General features: G+C 68.0%; 18 protein-coding genes. 7 read left to right on the top strand and 11 right to left on the bottom strand.

The window, feature by feature from the left end; translation table 11 throughout:
* The first annotated feature begins 137 nt into the window (after window positions 1-137).
* Entirely contained in the window at window positions 138-776 is a 639-nt protein-coding gene (locus EJ913_RS03965) for an MT-A70 family methyltransferase (RefSeq protein WP_238519906.1), read from the top strand.
* A 26-nt stretch (window positions 777-802) separates the two neighbouring features.
* Here EJ913_RS03965 and EJ913_RS03970 read toward each other — a convergent pair whose 3' ends face one another.
* Both EJ913_RS03970 and EJ913_RS03975 read right to left on the bottom strand, forming a co-directional pair.
* Entirely contained in the window at window positions 803-1,420 is a 618-nt protein-coding gene (locus EJ913_RS03970; protein WP_126995007.1) for an HAD family hydrolase, read from the bottom strand.
* A gap of 13 nt (window positions 1,421-1,433) precedes the next feature.
* On the bottom strand, window positions 1,434-2,189 hold the full coding sequence (locus EJ913_RS03975) for a DsbA family protein (RefSeq protein WP_126995009.1): 756 nt from the start codon (window positions 2,187-2,189) through the stop codon (window positions 1,434-1,436).
* Window positions 2,190-2,378: 189 nt separating this feature from the next.
* On the opposite strand from EJ913_RS03975, the gene tyrS reads away from it, so the two are divergent.
* Window positions 2,379-3,635, top strand: a complete 1,257-nt coding sequence (gene tyrS, locus EJ913_RS03980) for a tyrosine--tRNA ligase (protein WP_126995011.1) — start codon at window positions 2,379-2,381, stop codon at window positions 3,633-3,635.
* An 80-nt stretch (window positions 3,636-3,715) separates the two neighbouring features.
* On the opposite strand, the gene EJ913_RS03985 is transcribed toward tyrS, so the two are convergent.
* Entirely contained in the window at window positions 3,716-7,405 is a 3,690-nt protein-coding gene (locus EJ913_RS03985; protein WP_126995013.1) for a YhdP family protein, read from the bottom strand.
* Between the two features lie 99 nt (window positions 7,406-7,504).
* Here EJ913_RS03985 and EJ913_RS03990 point away from each other — a divergent pair, with 99 nt between their 5' ends.
* The 3 genes from EJ913_RS03990 to EJ913_RS04000 all read left to right on the top strand — a co-directional run bounded on the left by EJ913_RS03990 (window position 7,505) and on the right by EJ913_RS04000 (window position 11,634).
* Window positions 7,505-10,525, top strand: a complete 3,021-nt coding sequence (locus EJ913_RS03990) for a bifunctional [glutamine synthetase] adenylyltransferase/[glutamine synthetase]-adenylyl-L-tyrosine phosphorylase (protein ID WP_244939231.1) — start codon at window positions 7,505-7,507, stop codon at window positions 10,523-10,525.
* Complete coding sequence (gene bcp / locus EJ913_RS03995) at window positions 10,522-10,986, top strand: thioredoxin-dependent thiol peroxidase (protein WP_126995015.1); 465 nt, start codon at window positions 10,522-10,524, stop codon at window positions 10,984-10,986. Before EJ913_RS03990 ends, bcp begins: the two co-directional genes overlap by 4 nt.
* A 180-nt stretch (window positions 10,987-11,166) precedes the next feature.
* A complete protein-coding gene (locus EJ913_RS04000) occupies window positions 11,167-11,634 on the top strand; it encodes a cache domain-containing protein (protein WP_126995017.1) in 468 nt (155 codons plus the stop codon).
* 170 nt (window positions 11,635-11,804) lie between these two features.
* On the opposite strand, the gene EJ913_RS04005 is transcribed toward EJ913_RS04000, so the two are convergent.
* From EJ913_RS04005 to EJ913_RS04020, 4 genes are all read right to left on the bottom strand, one after another.
* Window positions 11,805-13,358 (bottom strand): SpoVR family protein, encoded by a 1,554-nt coding sequence (locus EJ913_RS04005; RefSeq protein ID WP_126995019.1) that lies wholly within the window; start codon window positions 13,356-13,358, stop codon window positions 11,805-11,807.
* Window positions 13,359-13,414: 56 nt separating this feature from the next.
* Window positions 13,415-14,707, bottom strand: a complete 1,293-nt coding sequence (locus tag EJ913_RS04010; protein ID WP_126995021.1) for a YeaH/YhbH family protein — start codon at window positions 14,705-14,707, stop codon at window positions 13,415-13,417.
* A gap of 94 nt (window positions 14,708-14,801) precedes the next feature.
* Window positions 14,802-16,748 (bottom strand): PrkA family serine protein kinase, encoded by a 1,947-nt coding sequence (locus EJ913_RS04015; protein ID WP_126995023.1) that lies wholly within the window; start codon window positions 16,746-16,748, stop codon window positions 14,802-14,804.
* A gap of 840 nt (window positions 16,749-17,588) precedes the next feature.
* Window positions 17,589-17,999, bottom strand: coding sequence for a response regulator (locus tag EJ913_RS04020; protein WP_244939232.1), 411 nt, complete (start codon window positions 17,997-17,999; stop codon window positions 17,589-17,591).
* A 146-nt stretch (window positions 18,000-18,145) separates the two neighbouring features.
* On the opposite strand from EJ913_RS04020, the gene EJ913_RS04025 reads away from it, so the two are divergent.
* Entirely contained in the window at window positions 18,146-18,997 is an 852-nt protein-coding gene (locus EJ913_RS04025) for a DUF4743 domain-containing protein (protein WP_126995027.1), read from the top strand.
* An 18-nt stretch (window positions 18,998-19,015) separates the two neighbouring features.
* On the opposite strand, the gene gluQRS is transcribed toward EJ913_RS04025, so the two are convergent.
* Entirely contained in the window at window positions 19,016-19,861 is an 846-nt protein-coding gene (gluQRS, locus tag EJ913_RS04030) for a tRNA glutamyl-Q(34) synthetase GluQRS (protein ID WP_126995029.1), read from the bottom strand.
* A gap of 62 nt (window positions 19,862-19,923) precedes the next feature.
* Window positions 19,924-20,091, bottom strand: a complete 168-nt coding sequence (locus tag EJ913_RS31520) for a hypothetical protein (RefSeq protein WP_185909677.1) — start codon at window positions 20,089-20,091, stop codon at window positions 19,924-19,926.
* Between the two features lie 302 nt (window positions 20,092-20,393).
* Here EJ913_RS31520 and EJ913_RS04035 point away from each other — a divergent pair, with 302 nt between their 5' ends.
* Window positions 20,394-20,957 (top strand): HNH endonuclease, encoded by a 564-nt coding sequence (locus EJ913_RS04035; protein ID WP_126995031.1) that lies wholly within the window; start codon window positions 20,394-20,396, stop codon window positions 20,955-20,957.
* Between the two features lie 7 nt (window positions 20,958-20,964).
* Here the strand turns inward: EJ913_RS04035 and EJ913_RS04040 are convergent, their stop codons facing one another.
* Together EJ913_RS04040 and EJ913_RS04045 are read right to left on the bottom strand one after the other, a co-directional pair.
* Window positions 20,965-21,546: a demethoxyubiquinone hydroxylase family protein gene (locus EJ913_RS04040; RefSeq protein WP_185909678.1), complete on the bottom strand. Its 582-nt coding sequence runs from the start codon at window positions 21,544-21,546 to the stop codon at window positions 20,965-20,967.
* The gene (locus EJ913_RS04045; RefSeq protein ID WP_126995452.1) at window positions 21,543-22,070 is read right to left on the bottom strand and encodes a disulfide bond formation protein B; all 528 of its coding nucleotides are present in this window, start codon (window positions 22,068-22,070) and stop codon (window positions 21,543-21,545) included. Before EJ913_RS04045 ends, EJ913_RS04040 begins: the two co-directional genes overlap by 4 nt.
* Window positions 22,071-22,174: the final 104 nt, after the last annotated feature.

Genomic DNA, 22,174 nt, shown 5'->3' on the forward strand with positions numbered 1-22,174 from the left:
GGCGCCCGCGTGCGAGCTTGCACCCCTTCGGGAGGGGTGCCGCCAGCCGGTTTCGGGCCGACGCACCCTCCCGTTTCATCCGGCATTCAGGCGAGTTCGAGGAAGCGATGGGCGACACCACGACGGTGGAAACTGCGATGGATCCGATCGGGGACCTCGCGGCTTTCGCCGGTGACCGGCGTTTCGCCACCGTGATGGCGGACCCCCCTTGGCGGTTCGTGAACCGGACCGGCAAGATGGCCCCGGAACACCGCCGGCTGTCCCGTTACGGGACCATGACGATCGAGGACATCTGCGCCCTGCCGGTGGCCGACATCGCCGCGCCGACCGCGCATCTCTACCTCTGGGTGCCGAACGCGCTGCTGCCGGAAGGCATCCAGGTGCTGAACGCCTGGGGGTTCGAGTACAAGACCAACCTCGTCTGGCACAAGGTCCGCAAGGATGGCGGGTCGGACGGGCGCGGGGTGGGGTTCTATTTCCGCAACGTGACCGAACTGATCCTGTTCGGCGTGCGCGGCAAGAACGCCCGCACGCTGCCGCCCGGCCGCACCCAGGTCAATTACATCGGCACCCGCAAGCGCGAACACAGCCGCAAGCCCGACGAGCAGTACGAGCTGATCGAGGCGTGCAGCCCCGGACCCTATCTGGAAATGTTCGCGCGCGGCGCCCGCCCCAACTGGGCGGTGTGGGGCAACCAGGCCGACGACAGCTACGAGCCGACCTGGAAGACCTACGGCTACAACTCCGCCACCGACCGCGAGGCGGCGGCGGAGTAGCCGGCCCTACCCGCTTCGGGCTGCCGTCACAGCAGCCCGAAGCCTTCCAAGTCTTGGCGCAACGCTTCCGCGCCCGCGAAATGGTGCGCCGTCATGCCGACGGAGCGCGCGCTCTCGACGTTGGCGACGCTGTCGTCGATGAAGAAGCAATCCTTTGCATCGAGTCCGTAACGATCCAGCAGCAGCCGGTATATGGCCGGGTCCGGTTTGACCAGACGTTCCGTTCCAGAAACAATAACGCCTTCGAAACTGTTCAGGAAATCGAAGCGCTTGCGGGCCAATTCGAACTTGTCGGCCGAGAAGTTCGTGATGGCGTAGACCGGCACGCCGCGCGCTTTGAGTTCCGCCAGGATCTCCGGGGTGCCGGCGATCGGGCCGGGGACCATGCGCTCCCACTGCTCGTCGTAGGCGCGGATCAACTCGGCGCAGTCGGGATGCTCGGCCGTCAGCAGCGCCACCGCCTCCGCCCAGGGACGGCCGCGGTCCTGCTCCAGGTTCCAGGCGGAAGTGCAGACCGTATCGAGGAATTCCTCCATCATATCCTCATAGCCGTCGAACAGCTCGCGGTAGAGGTGACGGGGATCCCATTCGATCAGCACTTGGCCGATGTCGAAGACGACGGTGCTCGGGGTCGTTTTGCTCATGGAACGATTCGCCTCAACCCTTGGCGCGGGTGGCGGCCACCATGCGCTTCATGTCTTCCAGCTTGATGGCGCCCGGCACCAGCTCGGTGCCGAAGACGAAGCCCGGCGTGCCGTGGATGCCCAACTGCTCCGCCAGCGCCTGGTTGGCGGCGATGACCGAGAGCACGTCGCGGCTTTCCATGTCCTTCTTCAGCCGGTCGGTGTCGAGACCGACCGACTTGGCCAGCCGCAGGATCACCTCCTCGTCGAGCTGGCCGCGCTGGGCCATCAGGGCGTTGTGGAATTCCAGATACTTGCCTTGCGCCTTCGACGCCAGCGCCGCCTTGGAGGCGACGACCGACGCCGGCCCGAGGATCGGCAGCTCCTTGAAGACGAAGCGCAGCTTGGGATCGTCCTTGATCAGGCGCTGGGTGTCGGCCTGCACCGCCTTGCAGTAGCCGCACTGGTAGTCGAAGAACTCCACCACCGTGACGTCGCCCTGCGGGTTGCCGGCGACCGGATCGGCCGGGCTGCGGGTCAGCGCCTGCTGGTTGGCGGCCAGCGCCGCCTTGCTGCGCTCGGCCTCCGCCATCTTCTCGCGCTGCTGGAGCGCCTCGACGGCCTGGAGAATGATTTCCGGGTTCTTCATCAGATAGTCGCGCACCACGGTCTCGATGGCGGCGCGCTGGGCATCGTCCATGGCCGCCGGCTGCGCTTGCGCCATCGCCACGGGCGACAGGGCCAACGCCGCGACGGGCAGCGCGAACAGGGCGGAACGGAACAGCGGCATGATCGACGGTCTCCGGGGGAAACGGGAAAGCGGCCCACACTGTACCGACACGTGCAGCGGAACAAGCGCTATCGGCGCGCCCGCCCCTTCGCGCGCGCTCCCGGCCAAGACCGCCGATTGAGGCACCGGCCGTTCCATGCTAACAGACGCGACCCTTTGGTTTCCAACGATAGCCGGATTGCGGCCGCCATGACGACGACTCCCTCCTCGGATTTCCTGCGCACCCTTCAGGAGCGCGGCTTCATCCATCAGTGCACCGACCTCGCCGCGCTGGACGAGCGCGCGCAGAAGGGGCCGATCGTCGCGTATATCGGCTTCGACTGCACGGCGGACAGCCTGCACGTCGGCAGCCTGCTGCCGATCATGATGCTGCGCTGGCTCCAGAAGACCGGGCACAAGCCCATCGTCCTGATGGGTGGCGGCACCACCCGGATCGGCGACCCGTCCGGCAAGGACGAGGCGCGTCAGTTGCTGACCGACGAGGTCATCGCCAGCAACATGGAGGGGATCAAGCGCATCTTCGGCCGCTACCTGACCTTCGGGGACGGCCCGACCGACGCGGTGATGGTCAACAACGGCGACTGGCTGGACGAGCTGAAATACATCCCGCTGCTGCGCGACATCGGCCGCCACTTCACCATCAACCGGATGCTGAGCTTCGAATCGGTCAAGCTGCGGCTCGACCGCGAGCAGCCGCTGACCTTCCTCGAATTCAACTACATGATCCTGCAAGCCTATGATTTCGTGGAGCTGAAGCGCCGGCTCGGCTGCTCGCTCCAAATGGGCGGGTCGGACCAGTGGGGCAACATCATCAACGGCGTCGAGCTCGGCCGCCGCACCGACGGGGCGGAGCTGTTCGGCCTGACCACGCCGCTGCTGACGACCTCCTCGGGCGCCAAGATGGGCAAGACGGCGGCCGGCGCCGTCTGGCTGACCGCCGACAAGCTCAGCAGCTACGATTTCTGGCAATACTGGCGCAACACCGAGGACGCCGACGTCGGCCGCTTCCTGCGCCTCTACACCGAGCTGCCGCTCGACGAGATCGCCCGGCTGGAGGCGCTGGAAGGCGCCGGCATCAACGAGGCCAAGAAGATCCTCGCCAACGCGGTCACCAGCTTGGCCCATGGCGAGGAGGCCGCCCTGGAGGCCGCCGAGACCGCGCGCCGCGCCTTCGAGGAGGGCGCCGCCGCCGACGGCCTGCCGACCATCGACGTCGCGCGCGCCGACCTGGAGGCCGGCGTCCCGGTGGTCGACCTGCTGGTGTCCGGCGGTCTGGCCGCCTCGAAGGGCGAGGCCCGCCGCCTGATCAAGGGCGGCGGGGCCAAGCTGAACGACGCCACCATCGCCGACGAGACCGCGAAGGCGACCGCCGCCGACCTGAACGCCGACGGCGTGGTGAAGCTCAGCGCCGGCAAGAAGCGGCATGCGCTGGTGAAGGCGGTCTGACCGCAGCGGGTTGCCCCCCAACCCTCCCCCGCTGAACGGGGGAGGGTTGGGGGGCACAGCCAAGGCCGCCACCGAGCGGTTCAGCGCGCGTGCGACTCCGGCGATGGCCGGCTGTCCGGCACCGGGGTGGAGGTTCCCCCCTCACCCAGGAAGAACAGGTTGCGCAGGAAACCGGGCGCCAGCACCGCCAACGGGTTGACGCTCACGTCGGGGTCCGACAGCGGCCCGCGCACATGCCACGTGGCCGAAAAGATGCCCTGCCCCTCGCCGCCGCTGAGCGCGTCGCCCAGCAGCGGGATCTGCCCGATCAGCCGGTTCAGCCCATAGACCGGCACGATGGTGCCGCGCAGGTTGGCGGTCTCCGTGTCGATGTCCACGTCGCCCTCCAGCGTCAGGCCCAGCGCGGAGCCCGAGGTGCGCAGATCCTTCAGCTTCAGCAGCCGGCCCTCCTTGCGGAACTCGGCGGACATGCGCCCGAAGTTCACGCCCTTGCCGCCGCCCAGCAGCTCGGCGAAACCCGAGGGCGAAATCGCGTTCAGCAGGCGCGCCAGCACCGGAACGTCGATCAGCGTGTAGTCGCGGATCTCCGCCTTGCCCTCGATGGCGGCGTCGGCGCGCGGCTCCACCGAACGGCCGGTCAGGCGCAGCCGGCCGCCCTGCATCCGGTCGTTCAGGTCCATCGCCTTCAGCGCCTCGCCCAGATCGTCGGCGTCGATGGCCAGCGCGTAGACGCCCCCGGCGCCGGGCTTGTAGCGGATCGCCACCCCGCCGCCCGGTCCGCTGCGCCCGGCGACGTCCAGCAGGGTCCAGGCGTAGGCGTCGCGACGCATCGTGCCGGCGACCTGACGCAGGCGCCGCCCGTCGCCGAACACCACGGAGTTCAGCTTCAACTCCAGGTCCAGCGGCGTCTTTCGACCGTCGCCGGGGTCCGCCTTGCCCGGATCGGGCTGGCCGGTGTTGGGCTTGGCGACCAGATGGCGGGCGTCCAGGCTCTCGCCCGCGATGGTGCCGGCGTAGCCGCCGGACGCGCCGGACGCGGTTTTCGGGCGCACCAGCACATCGGCGCGCAGATCGGTCTGCCCAAGCTTCAGCGACGGCACCACCACGCGCGCCACCCGCTTCCCGCCATCGGCCAGTTCCAGCTCCGCTTGGCCCCGCAGCCCGCCGGCCTCCACGGTCAGGCCGCTGATCCGGGTCGGGCGGTCCTTGTCGAACTCCAGCGCGAGCTTGCCGGCGCCGGGCTGACCGGGGGGTTTTTCCCATCCCAGCTCGGCGATCGACAGGCGGGTCTTCTCGAGATTGAGGGTGGCGCCGAGCGCCAGCTTGTGGCGGCGGTCCACCGTGAACAGGATGTCGGCGCCCATCGGGCCGGTCACCCGCTCCTCCAGGTCGATGCCGTGGCCGCGCAGGTCGTCGGCCGTCACGTCGCCCTTGACCGTGATGCGGGTGCGCGGCCCCTTGGCGGTGGAGTCGAAGGATTCGCGCCAGTCGAGGGCGACCGGGATGCCATCCAGCTTGGTGGCGCCCTTGATGGTCATCGCCTTCAGGTCGAGCGCCAGCGACAGGTCGCCGTCGGTCGCGTTCAGCCCGGCCGCGACCTTCTCCACCCCGACGCCGCGCATCCGGCCGGTCACGTCGAGGTTCAGGTCCTCGACCTTCAGATCGGCCAGCAGCGGGAAGGAGAAATGCAGTTGCGCCTCGGCCGTGCCCTGGGTGCGCTTGGGGTCCAGCTCCAGCTTGGTCGGGTAGCCCAGCGGTGGCATGTCGATCAGCGTCAGGATCGAGCGCACCGGCCCCTGGACCGGAACGCGGATGTCCATTGTCTCCTTGCCGATGTCGAGACCGGCGATCAGCACCTTGCCGTCGCCGACCTCGATGTCGCCGATGCGCCCGCCCTTGGTCTGGATGGCGAAGGTCTTGCCGTCGCTCGTCGCCTCCATCCCGGCGCCGGTCACCGGGGTCAGGTCGTGGAAATAGCGGACGGTGGCGTTCTCACCCAGGATGCGGGCGTTGAAACGGTCGAGCTTGGCCGCCTTCGGGTCGTCGAGCGGCAGGGACAGCGCGGCCTCCGCCGTAGCCTCCGTCACCGTGCCGGCCTTCACGTTGGCGGTCACCCATTTCCGCGAATTGCGGGACAGGGTCTTCGGCCAGTAGCGGGGCAGATCGTCCAGCGCCACGCCGCGCGCGGCCACCGACGCCTCCACCACGGCGCGCCCGGCGCTTTCGGTGGCGGTCGCCCTGCCCTCGATGCGCGGTCCGGATGCGCCTTCGCCGAGCGTCACCTCCAGCTTTTCCACCTCCAGCCGGCCGGAAGCGCGGTCGCCCTGGACGCGCAGTTCGGCGGAGGCGACCGGCAGCGGGTCGTCGAACATCTCCGGGCGCAGGATGCGCCCGGCCCCGGCGCTCAGCGTGCCACGCACCGCCGTCGGCCGCAGCGCCGGATCGACGGTCAGCTCCACATCGCCCGACAGCGGCAGCTCGGCGGCGGCCAAAGGCGCCAGCGTGGGCGCCAGCGCCGCCACCGCAGCCGGCTGGAAACCGCCGACGCGCAGGCGCCCGCGCGCGCCACCGTCGGCCCCCTGGGTGCCGTCGAGGTCGAGCCCGGCCGTGTGCCCGCCGGCCGTCAGCGACAGGCTGGCGGTTGCCGACCGGCTGCCGTCGCGCTGTTCGTTCAGAATGCCCTTGGCGGCGAGGACGACCGGTTCGCCCCCGTCGGGGGCCGCGACCCGCAGCGACAGCGCGTCGAGCACAGCCCGGCGCTCGCCGATGTCCAGGCTGCCGCGCGCCGACAGGCCGGCGACCGCGAAGGGTTCCGGACGCAGTTCGGGCAACGCGACGCTTCCCGCCCCGCCGCGCAGGTCGAAGCCGATGCGGAGCGGCTGGAAACGCTCGTCGAGCTTGGCGTCCAACCGCCCGCCCAACGGCAGCGACACCGCCGACAGGGGCGCCAGCGCCGGCCCGATGGAGGCCATCTCCGCCGGGGCCAGCCCGTCGAAGGTCACCGCCAAATCGGTCGTGCCGTCGGCGTTGTGGTAGCTGCCGCTCGCCGCGACGGTCACCGGCCGGCCACCGTCGCGCTGCGACGCGTCGAGCGTCAGCCGCGCCGTCGCCTGGGTTCCCTGGTCGTCGCGGACCAGCACGATGTCGGCGCGCTTGGCGTGCCAGGACAAATCCAGCATCCGGTTGGTGACCGTCAGGTCGGCGCCGGTCACCGACAGGCGGCGCAGCAGCCCCATCGGTCGGTCGATGTCGGGGGCGCTGCGCAGGCTCGCCACGAGTTCCTGCAACAGGTCCGGCCGGTCGTCGGGCTGGTCGGGCAGGGTCGCCGCGTCGGTGCGCACGTCGAAGGCCAGACTGCCGTCGGCGCGCCGCAGCACCTCGACGCGCGGCCGGACCAGTTCGAGCCGGGTCGGCGACAGCTTTCCCCGGAACAGCGCGGCGACGGACAGGCCGAGGCCCATTTCCGGCACCGCCGCCAGCTCCGCCCCGTCGGCGTTCACCGCCCGCACCCGCCGCGCCCGCAGGTCGAGGCGGCGCGGCCCGGTCCCGGATTCCGCGTCCTCGGACTCCAGCGACAGCACCAGCTCGCCGACCTGCACGGCGAAGCGCCCCTGGGGGTCGCGGAGCGCCTCCTCGAGACGGGGAATCAGCGGGTCGAGCGCGATGGGACCTTGCGCCAGCCGCCACGCGAACAGCCCGGCGGTGGCGATGGAAACCACCGCGACGCCGGCCAGCGTCACGCCGACGATCCTGGCGGTGCGGCGGATCAAGGACGGCCCCGGTCCGAACAGCGGTCAATCGCCCGGTTGACGCAATCCCTCAAGGCGTGCAGGTTTTTGCCCATGATTTGAGCAGGAAAGCCCGGTCCCATGCCCATGTTCTCGCCCACAGCCCTTCCCAAAGCCTTCGACGCCGCCCAAGCCGCGCTGGGGCTGGAGCGTTGGCGCCAGCAGGCGGCGGCCGCCGAACCCGAACTCCGGACATGGGCCGCAGGCTTCGCCGACTCAACCCCCGGCCGGACCCTGATCGAGGCGCTGTGCGGCAACAGCCCGTATCTCGGCCACGCCCTGACGCGCGAGTTGCCCTTCGTCCGAAGCGTGGCGGAGGACGGCTTCGACGCCAGCTTCGCCGCGCTGCTGACGGCGCTGGAGACCGAACACGCCGGGGAACGCGCCATGGACCGGCTGATGACCGGGCTGCGGCTGGCCAAGCGGCGGGCGGCGCTGCTGATCGCCATGGCCGACATCGCCGGAATCTGGACGCTGGAGCGGGTCACCGGCGCGCTGTCCGACCTCGCGGAGACGGCCGTGAGGCTGGCCGCCGCGCATCTGCTGCGGCGGGCCGGCGAGGCGGGCACGCTGACGCTTCCGGATCCGGAACGTCCGTGGGTGGGGTCGGGACTGATCGTTCTCGGCATGGGCAAGCTTGGGGGGCGCGAACTGAACTACTCCAGCGACATCGACCTGATCGTCCTATACGACGACGCCGTTGTGCGGACGCCCCAGCCGGACAACCTCGCCCGTACGTTCATCCGTATCGCGCGCGATCTTGTGCGCATTATGGATGAACACACCAAGGACGGCTACGTCTTCCGCACCGACCTGCGGCTGCGCCCCGACCCGGGCGCCACGCCGCTGGCGGTTTCCGTGTCGGCGGCCGAAATTTATTACGGCAGCGTCGGGCAGAACTGGGAGCGCGCGGCCATGATCAAGGCCCGCGTCATCGCCGGGGACCCGGAGGCCGGGGCGAATTTCCTGCGCTTCCTGGAGCCCTTCATCTGGCGCCGCAACCTGGATTTCGCGGCGATCCAGGACATCCATTCGATCAAGCGCCAGATCAACGCCCACAAGGGCCACCGCGAGGTGACGGTCAACGGCCACGACATCAAGGTCGGGCGCGGCGGCATCCGCGAGATCGAGTTCTTCGCCCAGACCCAGCAGCTCATCTTCGGCGGCCGCGACACCCGCGTGCGCATCGCCCCGACGCTGCGCGCCAACCAGGCCCTCTGCGACATCGGCCGCGTGCCGCAGCAGACGGTGGACGAGCTGGCCGAGGCCTACCGCTTCCTGCGCCGGGTCGAGCACCGCATCCAGATGACCAACGACCAGCAGACCCACCGCATCCCCGCCGACGATGCGGGCGTGGCGCAGTTGGCGGTGTTCCTCGGCTACGACGACCCCGCCGCGTTCCGCGCCGACCTGCTGACCCGCCTCGGCCGGGTCGAGGACCGCTACGCCGAGCTGTTCGAGGAGGCGCCGTCGCTGTCCGGCCCCGGCAACCTCGTCTTCACCGGCACCGACGACGACCCCGGCACGGTGGAGACGCTGCGCGGCATGGGCTACGCCGACCCCAGCCGGGTCATCGCCGTGGTGTCGTCCTGGCACCGGGGCCGCTACCGCGCCACCCGCTCCGCCCGCGCGCGCGAGCTGCTGACCGAGCTGACCCCGGCCCTGCTGACCGATCTGGCGAAGACGCCCGCCCCCGACACGGCGCTGATGAACGTCGACGGCTTCCTGGAGAAGCTGCCGGCCGGCGTCGGGCTGTTCTCGCTGTTCGTCGCCAACCCGTGGCTGCTGGAACTGGTCGCCGAGATCATGGGCACGGCGCCGCAGCTGGCCGCCACCCTGTCGCGCAACCCGTCGCTGCTGGACGCCGTGATCTCGCCCGACTTCTTCGACCCGCTGCCGGCCAAGGACCAGGGGCTGGCCGACGACCACGCCCGCGTGATGGCCGCCGCCCGCGATTTCGAGGACGCCCTGACCCTGTCGCGGCGCTGGACCAACGACCAGCGCTTCCGCGCCGGCGCCCACATCCTGCGCGGCATCACCGACGGCGACCGCTGCGGCGCCTTCCTGGCCGACCTCGCCGACATCGTCGTCCCCGATCTCGCCCGCCGCGTCGAGGAGGAGTTCGCCGCCCGCCACGGCCGCATGCCCGGCGGGGCTTGGGTGGTGGTGGCGATGGGCAAGCTGGGCAGCCGGCAGTTGACCATCACCTCGGACATCGACCTGATCGTCATCTACGACGTGCGGGGGGACGTGGCCGGCGAGGCCCGCGTGTCGGACGGCGCCAAGCCGCTGTCGCCCAACGAGTACTACATCAAGCTGACCCAGCGGCTGACCAACGCCATCACCGCGCCGATGGCCGACGGCCGGCTCTACGAGGTCGACATGCGGTTGCGCCCGTCGGGCAACGCCGGGCCGCTGGCGACCTCGCTCGACGCCTTCGTCAAGTATCAGGCGACCGACGCCTGGACCTGGGAGCAGATGGCCCTGACCCGCGCCCGCGTGATCGGCGGCGACCCGGCGCTGGCCGGGCGGGTGGAGGCCGCGATCCGCGCCGCGCTGACCGCGCCGCGCGATCCGGACAAGCTGCTGTGGGACGTCGCCGACATGCGCCGCCGGATCGACAAGGAATTCGGCACCCCCAACCCCTGGAACGTCAAATACGCGCGCGGCGGGCTGATCGACCTCGAATTCATCGCCCAATACCTGCAACTGCGCCACGGGCACGACCGGCCCGACATCCTGAACATCGGCACCGTGCTGGCCCTGCGCAACGCGGCGCGCACCGGGGCGCTCGATCCGGAAGTGGCGCTGGAGCTGGAATCGGCGGTGCGGCTGTGGCGGCGGGTGCAGGGCTTCCTGCGGCTGACCACCGCCGGGGTGCTCGACCCGGAGCAGGTGTCGCCGACCCTGCTGGCCGGTCTGGCGCGCGCCGCCTTCCCGGCCTCCCAGGCAGACGGGGAGGAGGCGGTTGACTTCGCCGCGCTCGACAGCAGAATCCGCGCCGTCGCCGCCCGCGCCCACGCTCATTACAAGAGCCTGGTCGAGGAGCCGGCGGCGCGCCTCACCCCGCCCGCCTCCCATCAGGAACAAAAACTGCCATGAGCGTCGAAATCGGAACCGCCGCCCCGGACTTCACCATGCCGACCGACGGCGGCGGCAGCGTCACGCTGTCGGCCCTGCGCGGCAAGCCGGTGGTGCTGTATTTCTACCCGAAGGACGACACCTCGGGCTGCACCTCGCAGGCCTGCGGGTTCCGCGACCAGTTGCCGGACTTCTCCGCCGTGGATGCGACCGTGATCGGCGTGTCGAAGGACAGCGTCGCCAGCCACGACAAGTTCAAGGCCAAGCACGAACTGACCTTCACGCTGGCGTCCGACACCGACGGCAGCGTGTCCGAGGCCTACGGCGTCTGGGTGGAGAAGAGCATGTACGGCCGCAAATACATGGGGCTGGAGCGCGCCACCTTCCTGATCGACAAGGACGGCGTGGTCCAGCAGGTCTGGCGCAAGGTGAAGGTCACCGGCCACGTCGCCGCCGTGCTGAAGGCGGTCAAGGCGCTCTAGGCATGCTTCTTTGGGAGGAGAGGCGGCGCCTGCGGCAACGCGCCCCTTTCCCCGCCGCCCTCATGCGTTAGGATGTGCCCGCTCCAACCGAAGAGCGCGGACGAGTCCGGACCACCGGGCCGTCCAAAGACCAGATGCTGCCCGATAGTCCACTCTCAACAAAAACAAGGACACAGCATCATGGCACACACCCGCCTTCTGCGCGCCGTCACCCTGGCGGCGGGCTTGTTCACGGCCGCCGTCGCTCCGGCGCTGGCCGTGCCCTCCACCCCCGATCAGGCCAAGGCGCTGGTCCAGGACGCCGTTGCCTATCTGAAGGCCAAGGGACCGGCGGAGGCCGCCAAGGCCTTCAACGATCCCAAGGGCGGTTTCGTCCGGCAGGATCTCTACGTCTTCGTGTTCGACAAGGCCGGTCGTTACGTGGCCTCGGGCGGCAACCCGTCGCTGAGCGGCCAGGACGCGGCGGGTCTGACCGACGCGGAGGGCAAGCCCATCGTGCAGGACATGATGAAAGCCACCGCCGCCAACCCGGCCGGCGTGGTCGAGTATGTCTGGCTGAACCGCGCCAGCAACAAGGTGGAGCACAAGCACTCCTACATCGTCCGCGAGGGCGATTACCTTGTCGGCAGCGGGTATTACACGGAGTAGGTTCTTTTTGCCCTCTCCCGCCCCGGGAGAGGGAGGGGACCCATGCGGAGCATGGGGAGGGTGAGGGGCTATCGGGGCATGGATTGCGTACCACGGCCGATAGCCCCTCACCCTTCCCACCGCTGCGCGGCGGGCCCCTTCCCTCTCCCGGGACGGGAGAGGGATACAACTCACCCACCCACGCCGCTGGGCGCGGTCACCGCGTGTTCCTTCAGGATCGCCTCGGAGATCGACGACACCTCGATCAGCTGCACCTCGTAGCCCCAGAGGTTGGCGATGTGGCGCAGCACGGCCTTGGCGTCGCTTTCATCCAGCAGCACGCCGTTGGTGACGCGGTGGTGCAGGATCAGCTTGCGGTCGCCGGCCAAATCGACGTCGACGATCTGGATATCCGGCTCCAGGTAGCCCAGGTCGTACTGCCGGGCCAGCATCTTGCGCAGCGAGCGGTAGCCGCGCTCGTTGTGGATGTGGTCCACCAGCAGATAGGGGTCCTCGGCGTCGTCGCGCACGCTGAACATCTTCAGCTTCCGCATCAGCTGCGGGCTGAGGTATTGCAGGATGAAGCTCTCGTCGCGGTAGTTCGCCCAGGCGTCGCGCACGGCGGCCATGCCGTCGCCCCGGCCGGCCAGATCGGGGAACCACTGGCGGTCCTCCTCGGTCGGCTTCTCGGCGATGCGGACGATGTCCTGCATCATCGCGAAGCCCAGCGCGTAGGGGTTGATGCCCGAGAAGCGCTTGTCGTCGAACTCCGGCTGGAAGACGACCGAGGTGTGGGAGTGCAGGAACTCCAGGAAGGCGCCTTCGCTGATCTGCCCGGTCTCGTGCAGCCGGCTCATGATCTGGTAATGGACGTAGGTCGCGCAGCCCTCGTTCATCACCTTGGTCTGTTTCTGCGGGTAGAAATACTGCGCGATGTGGCGGACGATGCGCAGCAGCTCGCGCTGCCAATGCTCCAGCCGGGGCGCCTTCTTTTCCAGGAAGTAGAGGATGTTCTCCTCGGGAAGGCCCAGCAGCTTCTTGCGCTCCGACACCGATTTGGGCGGGCGCTGGCCGGCGGCGGGCTTGGGCACCGTGCGCCACAAATCGTTGAAGGTCTGGTCCTGGTATTCCTGCCGCTCGCGCTCCCGCTTCTGCTCCAGCCGCAGATCGAGCGAGCGCTTCTTGGGATACTTGTGAACGCCCTGGTTCATCAGCGCGTGCGCCGCGTCGAGCACGCGCTCCACGGCGGCGTGGCCGTAGCGCTCCTCGCACTGGCTGATGAAGGTCTTGGCGAATTCCAGATAGTCGAGGATGCCCTCGGCGTCCGTCCATTGCTGGAAGAGCTGGTTGTTCTTGAAGAAATGGTTGTGCCCGAAGGCCGCGTGGGCGATGACCAGCGTCTGCATCGTCATGGTGTTCTCTTCCATGATGTAGCTGATGCAGGGGCTGGAGTTGATGACGATCTCATAGGCCAAGCCACGATAGCCCTTGCGGTACATCATTTCGTCACGCGCGAAATGCTTGCCGAAGGACCAATGCTTGTACATCAGCGGCATGCCGATCGAGGAATAGGCGTCGAGCATCTGCTCGGCCGTGATGACCTCGATCTGGTTGGGATAGACGTCGAGGCCCATCTCCTTCAGCGCGATGTGTTCGATGGCGTCGTAGACGCGCTTGACCTTGTCGTAGTCCCAGTCCACGCCGTCGTACAGCAGCGTGCCAGGCTTGGTGATCACAACGCTCATCCTCGGCCTCCCCCAACCTTCCGCGTGCGGAAGGAATCAAATGTCCCGATGCCGCCTCACGCCCCAGCTTTCTCGCGGGAGAAGAGTTCGCGGAAGACCGGGAAGATCTCGCGGCGCGAGCGCACCCGGCGCATCGCCAGCGGGCGGTCCGGGCTCTGCACCTGCTTGTAGGTGCGCCACAATTCCGTCTCGCGGCCCAAAGCCGACAGCCCCATGTTGTGCTCCGCCGCCACCTCGATGTAGGCGAAATACTGGCAGAGCGGCAGGATCGCGTCGCGCAGCAGCCCCACCGACTTGGCGTTGTCCGACGACATGTTGTCGCCGTCCGACGCCTGCGCGGCGTAGATGTTCCATTCCTCGGCCGGGTAGCGCTCCTGCACCACCTTCTGCATCTCCTCCAGCGCCGTCGAGACCACGGTGCCACCGGTCTCGGCGGAGTAGAAGAACGTCTCCTCGTCCACCTCCTTGGCCTCGTGGGTGTGGCGGATGAAGACGATGTCGACCGCGCGGTAGCGCCGTTTCAGGAACAGGAACAGCAGCATGAAGAAGCGCTTGGCCAGATCCTTCATGTGCTCGGTCATCGAGCCGGACACGTCCATCAGGCAGAACATGACCGCCTGCGCGATCGGCTTGGGCACCGATTCGAAGCGGTTGTAACGCACGTCGATCGGGTCGATGAAGGGGATGCGGCGCGAGCGCAGGACGAACTTCTCCAACTGCTCGCGCAGCATCTGGATCTGCTCGGCGTCCTCGCCGGACTCCTCGGCCTCGCGCAGCAGATCCTCCATCTCCTGGATCTCGGCGCGGCGCGGCCGTTTCAGCGCCATCCGGCGCGACAGGCTGTTCCGCATGGTGCGGACCAGATTGAGGTTCGCCGGCGACCCCGACGACGAATAGCCCGCCCGCACCAGCGAATGCGATTCGGACTGCTTGACCTTCTGCTTCACCAGATCGGGAAGCTCCAGATCCTCCAGGAAGATGTCGAGGAACTCCTCGCGCGACAGGACGAAGCGGAAATCGTCCTCGCCGTCGCCGTCGGCGCTGCCCTCGTTGCCGCGCCCGCCGCCGCCGCCGTCGGGGCGCTGGATGGTGTCGCCCTCGACATACTCCTTGTTGCCGGGCACGACGTAGTCGCGCACGCCGCCGGAACTGGCGCGGTGGAAGGAGGGTTCCCGCACGCCACCGGCCGAGATCGTGACCTTCTCGCCGTTCTCGATGTCCTGGATGCCCCGCTTGCCCGAGGCGTCGCGCACCGCCTTGACCACCTGTTCCTTGGCGCGCCGCAGGAAGCGCTGGCGGTTGGCCAGGCTCTTGCCCTGCGGGTTCAGGCGACGGTCGATGATGTTCATCAAGGGGCTGGCCCTCCCACCCGTTGCTTCACGCATCTTATTGAAGTGGGGAGCGGCGGGGCATTGCAACAGCCCACCCCGCCGCCTACCCGTCTTAGCCCGCCTGCTTGACGCGCATGTACCACTCGACCAGCCGGCGGACCTGCCGCTCGGTGTAGCCGCGCGTCATCATGCGCGAGACGAACTCGGTGTGCTTCTTCTCGGTCTCGCCGTCCTTCTTGGAGCCGAAGCTGATGACCGGCAGCAGATCCTCGACCTGGGAGAACATCCGCTTCTCGATGACTTCGCGGATCTTCTCGTAGCTGGTCCAGGACGGGTTGCGTCCGGCGTTGGCGGCCCGAGCCCGAAGGGCGAACTTGACGACCTCGTTGCGGAAGTCCTTCGGGTTCGCGATGCCGGCCGGCTTCTCGATCTTGGTCAGCTCCTGGTTCAGAAGCTCGCGGTTCATCAGCTGGCCGGTGTCGGGATCCTTGAAGTCCTGGTCCTCGATCCACGCGTCGGCGTAATCGACGTAGCGGTCGAACAGGTTCTGTCCGTAATCCGAGTAGGATTCCAGATAGGCCTTCTGGATCTCGTTGCCGATGAACTCGGCGTAGCGCGGCGCAAGCTCGGCCTTGATGAACTCGATGTAGCGCTTCTCGGTCTCTTCCGGGAACTGCTCGCGCTTGATCGACTGTTCCAGCACATACATCAGATGCACCGGATCGGCCGAGATCTCGGTCGAGTCGTAGTTGAAGGTCGAGGCGAGCACCTTGAAGGCGAAGCGGGTGGAGATGCCGCCCATGCCCTCGTCGACGCCGGCCTGGTCCTTGTACTCCTGCATCGACTTGGCTTTGGGGTCGGTCTCCTTGACGCTCTCGCCGTCATAGACCCGCATCTTGGAGTAGTAGCTGGAATTCGGGTGCTCGCGCAGCCGCGACAGCACCGAGAAACGGGCCAGCATCTCCAGGGTCGAGGGCGCGCAGGGCGCGGTCGACAGGTCGGAGCCCTTGACCAGCTTGTCGTAGATCTTCTGCTCTTCCTGCACGCGCAGGCAGTAGGGCACCTTGATCACGCAGATGCGGTCGATGAAGGCTTCGTTGTTCTTGTTGTTCTTGAAGGTCTGCCACTCCGCCTCGTTGGAGTGGGCGAGGATGATGCCCTGGTAGGGGATGGCGCCGATGTTCTCCGAGCCGACGTAGTTGCCTTCCTGCGTCGCGGTCAGCAGCGGGTGCAGCATCTTGATCGGGGCCTTGAACATCTCGACGAATTCGAGAAGGCCCTGCGTCGCCCGGTTCAGGCCGCCGGAGAAGCTGTAGGCGTCGGGATCGTTCTGGCTGTAGATCTCCAGCTTGCGGATGTCGACCTTGCCGACCAGCGAGGAGATGTCCTGGTTGTTCTCGTCGCCCGGCTCGGTCTTGGTCACGCCGATCTGGCGCAGCTTGCTGGGGTGCAGCTTGACGACCTTGAAGCGCGAGATGTCGCCGCCGAACTCGTCCAGGCGCTTGACCGCCCACGGGCTCATCAGCCCGGTCAGGCGGCGGCGGGGGATGCCGTAGCGCTCCTCCAGCACCTCGCCCATGTCGTCCGGGTTGAACAGGCCGAGCGGGCTCTCGAAGGCCGGGCTGATCTCCTTGCCGGCCTTCAGCACGTAGATCGGGCACTTCTCCATCAGCGACTTCAGCCGCTCGGCCAGCGAGGATTTGCCGCCGCCGACCGGGCCCAGCAGGTAGAGGATCTGCTTGCGCTCCTCCAGCCCTTGGGCGGCGTGGCGGAAGAAGCCGACGATCCGTTCGATCGTCTCTTCCATGCCGTAGAATTCGGAGAAGGCGGGATAAATCTTCATGGTCCGGTTCATGAAGATCTTGCCGAGCCGCGGGTCGCGGGCGGTGTCGACCACCTCGGGCTCGCCGATGGCGGACAGAAGCCGCTCGGCCGCCGAGGAGTAGGCCAGGGGATCGTCGCGGCAGAGTTGGAGATAATCCGTCAAGGACATCTCGGTCTCGCGGCGACCTTCGTAGGATTGCGTGTAGCGCGTGAACAGTTCGTCGGCCGGGAACATTCGTCGCTCCGTCTTATCTGGTCCGATGCGCCGGGAAGACCGACCGGGAACCCGGACGGCGAAGGCGGCGCATACCGCGATCGTGGGGCAGTCCATGGGGCAGCGCGGAACTCATGGTCCCACCGTGGCCCCGCTCACCGAAACAAGCCAGCACAGTGATCCTTGGATCGAAGGTGTCACCTCTGAATGTAATGCTCGACCTAAAGCTTTCCAGACGCTCAGGGTTGATAGCCGAAAAGCCCGTATCGGGCATGGCATCGGCCAGGAAGCCTAGGTCGCTTGGCTGAAAGAAAGGGGAAACTCTTGCCGCAGCGCGTGTCTTTTCATCGTCCGGACGCGCACGACTTGAAAGCGCAATGGGAGGATGCATGGACGAGATCGGACCGGCGGCACGAAGGGGTGCCCGCTCGGTCGGGGGAATGTGCCCGGTGCTGATCGACTGGGCGCCCTTGATCACGCCATAGCCCTCCAGAGACCGATGGGCGCCAAGACCAACCCTGGCGCTGTGGTGACGTTGGAGTCTGTGTGCTCAAACCTTAACAAAGTCCCGTACAGCCGTTGCGGCGCGTCCCGACCGATGCCTTGCGTCGCAAGCTCCGGCGGGACGGTCCGACATGGTGCTCTGCGATCGCAGCACGCCCGGCCGTCCATTCCCGATACGAATGGTGCTGTGCATTGGACCGGGTCAACAAGGCGGAAATTGGGCTTTCGTCAGAGAGCGGGGTGGCGAAAAATCCCGGTTGAGGGCAAATATCACGCCGAATCAATGCTTTGGCAGTCTTGCCACAGGGCTGTGAAAAAATGTGACAGAACGCGACAGCGTCCCAGGTTCAGCGCGGCTCAGCCCACCACGCGCGCGGCCAGCCGCTCCCGCAACGCGCGGCGCAACGTGTCGGGGGTCGCCGGCTTCGCCAGGATCGCGTCGGCGCCGCAGGCCCGCGCCTCGGCCAGACGATCCTCATCGGCGCGGCTGGTCATGAAGACCACCGGCAGGCCGGCGTGACGCCGGTTCTCGCCGCCGCGCAGCGCGCGGAGGAAGGCGAAGCCGTCCATCGGCTGCATCTCGACGTCGCAGAGGATCAGGTCGGGGGCGTGCGCGGCCACCGCAGCCAGCCCCTCCCCGCCGTCGCCGGCCTGATGGACCGTGGTCACCCCGAGGCCGGACAGCATCCGGACCAGAACCATGCGGGTGAAGGCCTCGTCCTCGACCACCAGCACCGAAACGCCGTGGAATCCCTCGTCCGTCGTCATGGCCTTCGTCCTTGTCCATGGCGGAACAACCGCCATCGCCCATGGTTGGCTGTGTAGGCAGGCACTCGACCGGGTGCAAGGGCTTCGCAAGGGAGGATACGGATGAACGGTTGCGGGAAGGAACGGACGCTGCTGGAATGGGCGCCATGAGCTTCCTCGACCGCATCCGCGCCTGCAACGCGCACGACCTCTCCGGCTTCCGGCCCTTCGAACTGGACGGCCACCGCCTCGGCTGGATCCGCCACGCGCTGGCCGACGAGCTGCCGGGCGTCGATCCCGGCTTCGTCACGACGGCGGAGCGGGTGACCATCGCCCCGGACATCCGGGATTTCGAGGCGCGCTCCACCCTGCTCGACCACGCCGCCCAGTTCCTGGTCGAACGGGGGACGATCAAGGGGCTGCGCGGGGAGCATTACCCGATCCTGCCGCGCTGGGGCGCCGAGCCGCTGATGCGGCTGGACCGCGCGGCGGTGGCGGCCTTCGGCATCGAGTCCTTCGGACTGCACGTCAACGGCTTCGTGCGCGGGGCGGAGGGCGTACCGTCGCTGTGGATCGGCCGGCGCGCCCGCGACCGCGAGATCGCCCCCGGCCAGTTCGACAACATGGTGGCCGGCGGGCAGCCCATCGGGCTCACCCTGGACGAGAACCTCGTCAAGGAGGCGCAGGAGGAGGCCGGCCTCGACGCCGCCACCGCGCGGCGCGCCGTCCCGGTCGGGGCCATCAGCTACACGATGGAGGTGCCGGAGGGGCTGAAGCGCGACCGCATGTTCGTCTACGACCTCGAACTTTCTCCCGGCGCCACCCCGGTCAACACCGACGGCGAGGTCGAGGAGTTCGGCCTGTGGACGCTGGAGAGCGTCGCCGAATCGGTGCGGACGACCACGGATTGGAAGTTCAACGTGAACCTTGTGGTCATCGACTTCCTGATCCGCCACGGCCACCTGACACCGGACAACGAGCCCGACTATCTGGAGATCGTCCGCAGCCTGCGCCAATAGGCGCCCTACCCGGCCGGATCAGTCGGGAAAGCCGGCCAGCGCCCGCACCGCCTGCGGTTCCACCCCCTCGGCACGCAGGGAGCGCAGGGACTGCGCGCGGTCGCGCTTGGCCAGCCGCTCGCCGGCCGCGTTCCGCAGCAGGCCGTGGTGGTGGTAATCGGGCGGCTCGAAGCCGAGCAGTTCCTGGAGCAGCCGGTGGGTGTGGGTGGCGAAGAACAGATCCTCGCCGCGCGTCACCAGCGTCACCCCCTGGAGATGGTCGTCCAGCGTGACGCTGAGGTGGTAGCTGGTCGGCGTGTCCTTGCGCGCCAGCACCACGTCGCCGAGTTGCTCGGGGGTCGCCGCCTGCCAGCCCTTGGCACGGTCGTGCCAGCGCAGCGGACCGGTCCGCCGCATCGCCTCGGCCACGTCGAGCCGCATCGCCCAGCCCTCCCCCGCCGCGATGCGGGCGGCACGGATCGCCTCGGGCAAATGGCGGCAGGTGCCGGGGTAGAGCGGGCCATCCGGCCCATGGGGAGCCGCCCCCGCCCGCGCGATCTCGGCGGCGATGTCCTTGCGGGTGCAGAAACACGGATAGACGACGCCGACCTCCCGCAGACGGGCCAGCGCGGCGCGGTACTCGTCGAGATGGTCGGACTGGCGGCGCACCGGACCGTCCCAGGACAGGCCGAGCCACGCCAGATCCTCGATCAGATCGCGCTCGAACTCCGGGCGGCAGCGGTTCGGGTCGATGTCCTCGATCCGCAGCAGGAAGCGCCCGTTACCGCGTCGGGCCGCCGTCCAGCCGAACAGGGCGGAGTGGGCGTGGCCGAGGTGCAGATGCCCGGTCGGGCTGGGCGCGAAGCGTGTGACGAGGTCGGTCATGCCCCGCCTTATACCCCAATCCGGGGCGGCGGGCCTATCCCGGCCCCACGGGAGGCGGGGGCTCAGAAATAGGGGTTGTCGCGGATCGGCTCAACCGGAATGTCGTCGCCGTCCAGATAGAGCGCCAGCCGGCGGCGGAGTTCGCGGTCGAAGGCGTCGATGCGGATTTGGCGCTCCCGCTCCTCGCGTTCGCGGCGTTTCTCGGCAAGGCTGATGACGATGGCGCTCATGGACTGTCTCCCCTGGTCGCGAGCTGGATCGAACACGACCCCACAATCGCCGCTCTTGGTTAACAGGGTGTAACCCAGAGGAAAGTACCTCTTAATATCACAGCCGCCCCAGCCATAAGGGCAATGCCCATAGGGATAAAAAGGTTACACCTTGGTGAAGTTTTTGGTCCGTCGGGAGCCGGGATGTTGAGTTGGAAGCCCGGATCCACTATGTATCGGATTGTCTCGGATCGGCGATCCGGCCGGCCGGGGCGGAGCAGACACGACCCCGCACGCGGGGTCCACAGACGAGGGAGTGGCCTTTGGCTCCACCACCCGACCACTGTCCGGCTCTGGTGCTGAACGCGGATTTTCGCCCGCTCAGCTACTTCCCCTTGTCCCTGTGGTCCTGGCAGGAAGCGGTCAAGGCGGTCTTTCTGGAGCGGGTCAACATCGTATCGCACTATGACCGGATCGTCCGGTCCCCCAGTTTCGAAGTCCAGTTGCCCAGCGTCATTTCCCTCAAAGAGTTCATCCCGGCGACGCGCCGCCCGGCCTTCACACGCTTCAACGTCTTCCTGCGCGACAGCTTCACCTGCCAGTATTGCGGTCGCCCCTTCCCCACCCACGAACTGACCTTCGACCATGTGATCCCGCGCTCGCGCGGCGGCCGGACGACGTGGGAGAACGTCATCACCTCCTGCTCGGCCTGCAATCTGGCGAAGGGAAACCGGATGCCGCATGTGTGCGGCATGATCCCCCTCAGTCCGCCCTTCCAGCCGAGCGCCTACGAACTGCAAGAAAACGGTCGAGCCTTCCCGCCAAACTTCCTTCACGAAAGTTGGCGGGATTTTCTTTATTGGGACACCGAACTGGATCCGATGTAAGGGCTCGTCACACCCGCTCGGCCACCCAGATCACCGCCCTGGTGCCGGCCTTGATGGCGGCGGACAGCACCGGGTAGGCCGGGGCCTGTTCCGCCTCGTTGGCGATGCCGATGTCGCGGTGCTGGACCTCCTCGGCCTGGAACCGCAGGATGCTGTCCTTCAACTCCGCCTCGTCGGGGCCGAGATGCGCCAATTGCTCCTCGTAATGGCGATCGATCACCTCCTCGACCGCGACGGTGCAGGCCATCGCGGCGCGTTCGCCCAGCAGCGCGGTGCCGGCGCCCAGCAGGAAGCCGGTGAGATGCCACAGCGGCTGCAGCAGGGTCGGGCGCACGCGGCGCCTGTTCAGCTGCCTTTCGAAATACTGCAGGTGTTCGAGTTCCTGCTCGGCCATGTGGCGCAGGGTTTTGCCGTGACGGCCCTTGCCGATGACAGCGATCTGACCCTCGTAAATGCGCTTGGCGCCGTATTCCCCGGCGTGATCGACGCGGACGATGCGGGCCAGACGCTCGCGCGGCGTCGGGTCGCCGGGCAGGAAGCCGCGCTTGGGCCGCGAGGAGTTCGATTGGGAAGCGGCGGATTCGGTCACAATGCGGTCCTCGACACCGGGGTGCGGGTGTAGGCGATGCGGGCCGAGACGAAGGCGAAGGCCGCCAGCCCCAGCGAGATCAGCACGTTGTAGCCCGCCATGGAAACCCCGAACAGCGACCAAGCCACCTCGTCGCAACGGGTCACCGGCGCCGCCATCACCTGGGCGCGCAGCGCCTCCAGCGAATTCGCCGGGCCCGACCCGCCGCAGGACGAGGTCCCCGCCCACCAATGCTGCTCCACCCCGACATGGTAAGCGGCGATGCCGGCGCAGGCCACCAGGGCCAGCCCGCTCGCCACCAGCAACGCGTCGCCGACCCCTTTCCATTGCCGGAACAACAAGGTCACGATGGAAAAGACCAGAACCGCCACATAGGGCCAGCGCTGCATGAGGCAGAGGATGCAGGGCTGGTAGCCCAGCACGAATTGGAAGAACAGCGCCGCCCCCAGCACGCCGGCGCTGGCCAGGGCGAGCAGGATGGCGGGAAACCGCGGATCTTCGAGCGATTGGGAGAGCGTCGTCATGCCGCCCAGAGTAGCGCGCGCAAGGCGGTTCGGCCAGCCGTCCAGTGCATTGCGCCCACTCCCGAACGGCATGCCCGCCCCCGGCCCGGCGCGATGGAATAGAA

The sequence above is a fragment of the Azospirillum doebereinerae genome, assembly GCF_003989665.1.
Taxonomy (GTDB): Bacteria; Pseudomonadota; Alphaproteobacteria; order Azospirillales; family Azospirillaceae; genus Azospirillum; species Azospirillum doebereinerae.

What these genes read in the sequence shown, in the direction of transcription:
- EJ913_RS03965 (WP_238519906.1), top strand. Translation starts at nt 138, where the DNA reads ATGGATCCGATCGGGGACCTCGCGGCTTTCGCCGGTGACCGGCGTTTC.
- EJ913_RS03970 (WP_126995007.1), bottom strand. Translation starts at nt 1,420, where the DNA reads ATGAGCAAAACGACCCCGAGCACCGTCGTCTTCGACATCGGCCAAGTG.
- EJ913_RS03975 (WP_126995009.1), bottom strand. Translation starts at nt 2,189, where the DNA reads ATGCCGCTGTTCCGTTCCGCCCTGTTCGCGCTGCCCGTCGCGGCGTTG.
- tyrS (WP_126995011.1), top strand. Translation starts at nt 2,379, where the DNA reads ATGACGACGACTCCCTCCTCGGATTTCCTGCGCACCCTTCAGGAGCGC.
- EJ913_RS03990 (WP_244939231.1), top strand. Translation starts at nt 7,505, where the DNA reads ATGCCCATGTTCTCGCCCACAGCCCTTCCCAAAGCCTTCGACGCCGCC.
- bcp (WP_126995015.1), top strand. Translation starts at nt 10,522, where the DNA reads ATGAGCGTCGAAATCGGAACCGCCGCCCCGGACTTCACCATGCCGACC.
- EJ913_RS04000 (WP_126995017.1), top strand. Translation starts at nt 11,167, where the DNA reads ATGGCACACACCCGCCTTCTGCGCGCCGTCACCCTGGCGGCGGGCTTG.
- EJ913_RS04005 (WP_126995019.1), bottom strand. Translation starts at nt 13,358, where the DNA reads ATGAGCGTTGTGATCACCAAGCCTGGCACGCTGCTGTACGACGGCGTG.
- EJ913_RS04010 (WP_126995021.1), bottom strand. Translation starts at nt 14,707, where the DNA reads ATGAACATCATCGACCGTCGCCTGAACCCGCAGGGCAAGAGCCTGGCC.
- EJ913_RS04015 (WP_126995023.1), bottom strand. Translation starts at nt 16,748, where the DNA reads ATGTTCCCGGCCGACGAACTGTTCACGCGCTACACGCAATCCTACGAA.
- EJ913_RS04020 (WP_244939232.1), bottom strand. Translation starts at nt 17,999, where the DNA reads ATGACGACGGACGAGGGATTCCACGGCGTTTCGGTGCTGGTGGTCGAG.
- EJ913_RS04025 (WP_126995027.1), top strand. Translation starts at nt 18,146, where the DNA reads ATGAGCTTCCTCGACCGCATCCGCGCCTGCAACGCGCACGACCTCTCC.
- gluQRS (WP_126995029.1), bottom strand. Translation starts at nt 19,861, where the DNA reads ATGACCGACCTCGTCACACGCTTCGCGCCCAGCCCGACCGGGCATCTG.
- EJ913_RS31520 (WP_185909677.1), bottom strand. Translation starts at nt 20,091, where the DNA reads ATGAGCGCCATCGTCATCAGCCTTGCCGAGAAACGCCGCGAACGCGAG.
- EJ913_RS04045 (WP_126995452.1), bottom strand. Translation starts at nt 22,070, where the DNA reads ATGACGACGCTCTCCCAATCGCTCGAAGATCCGCGGTTTCCCGCCATC.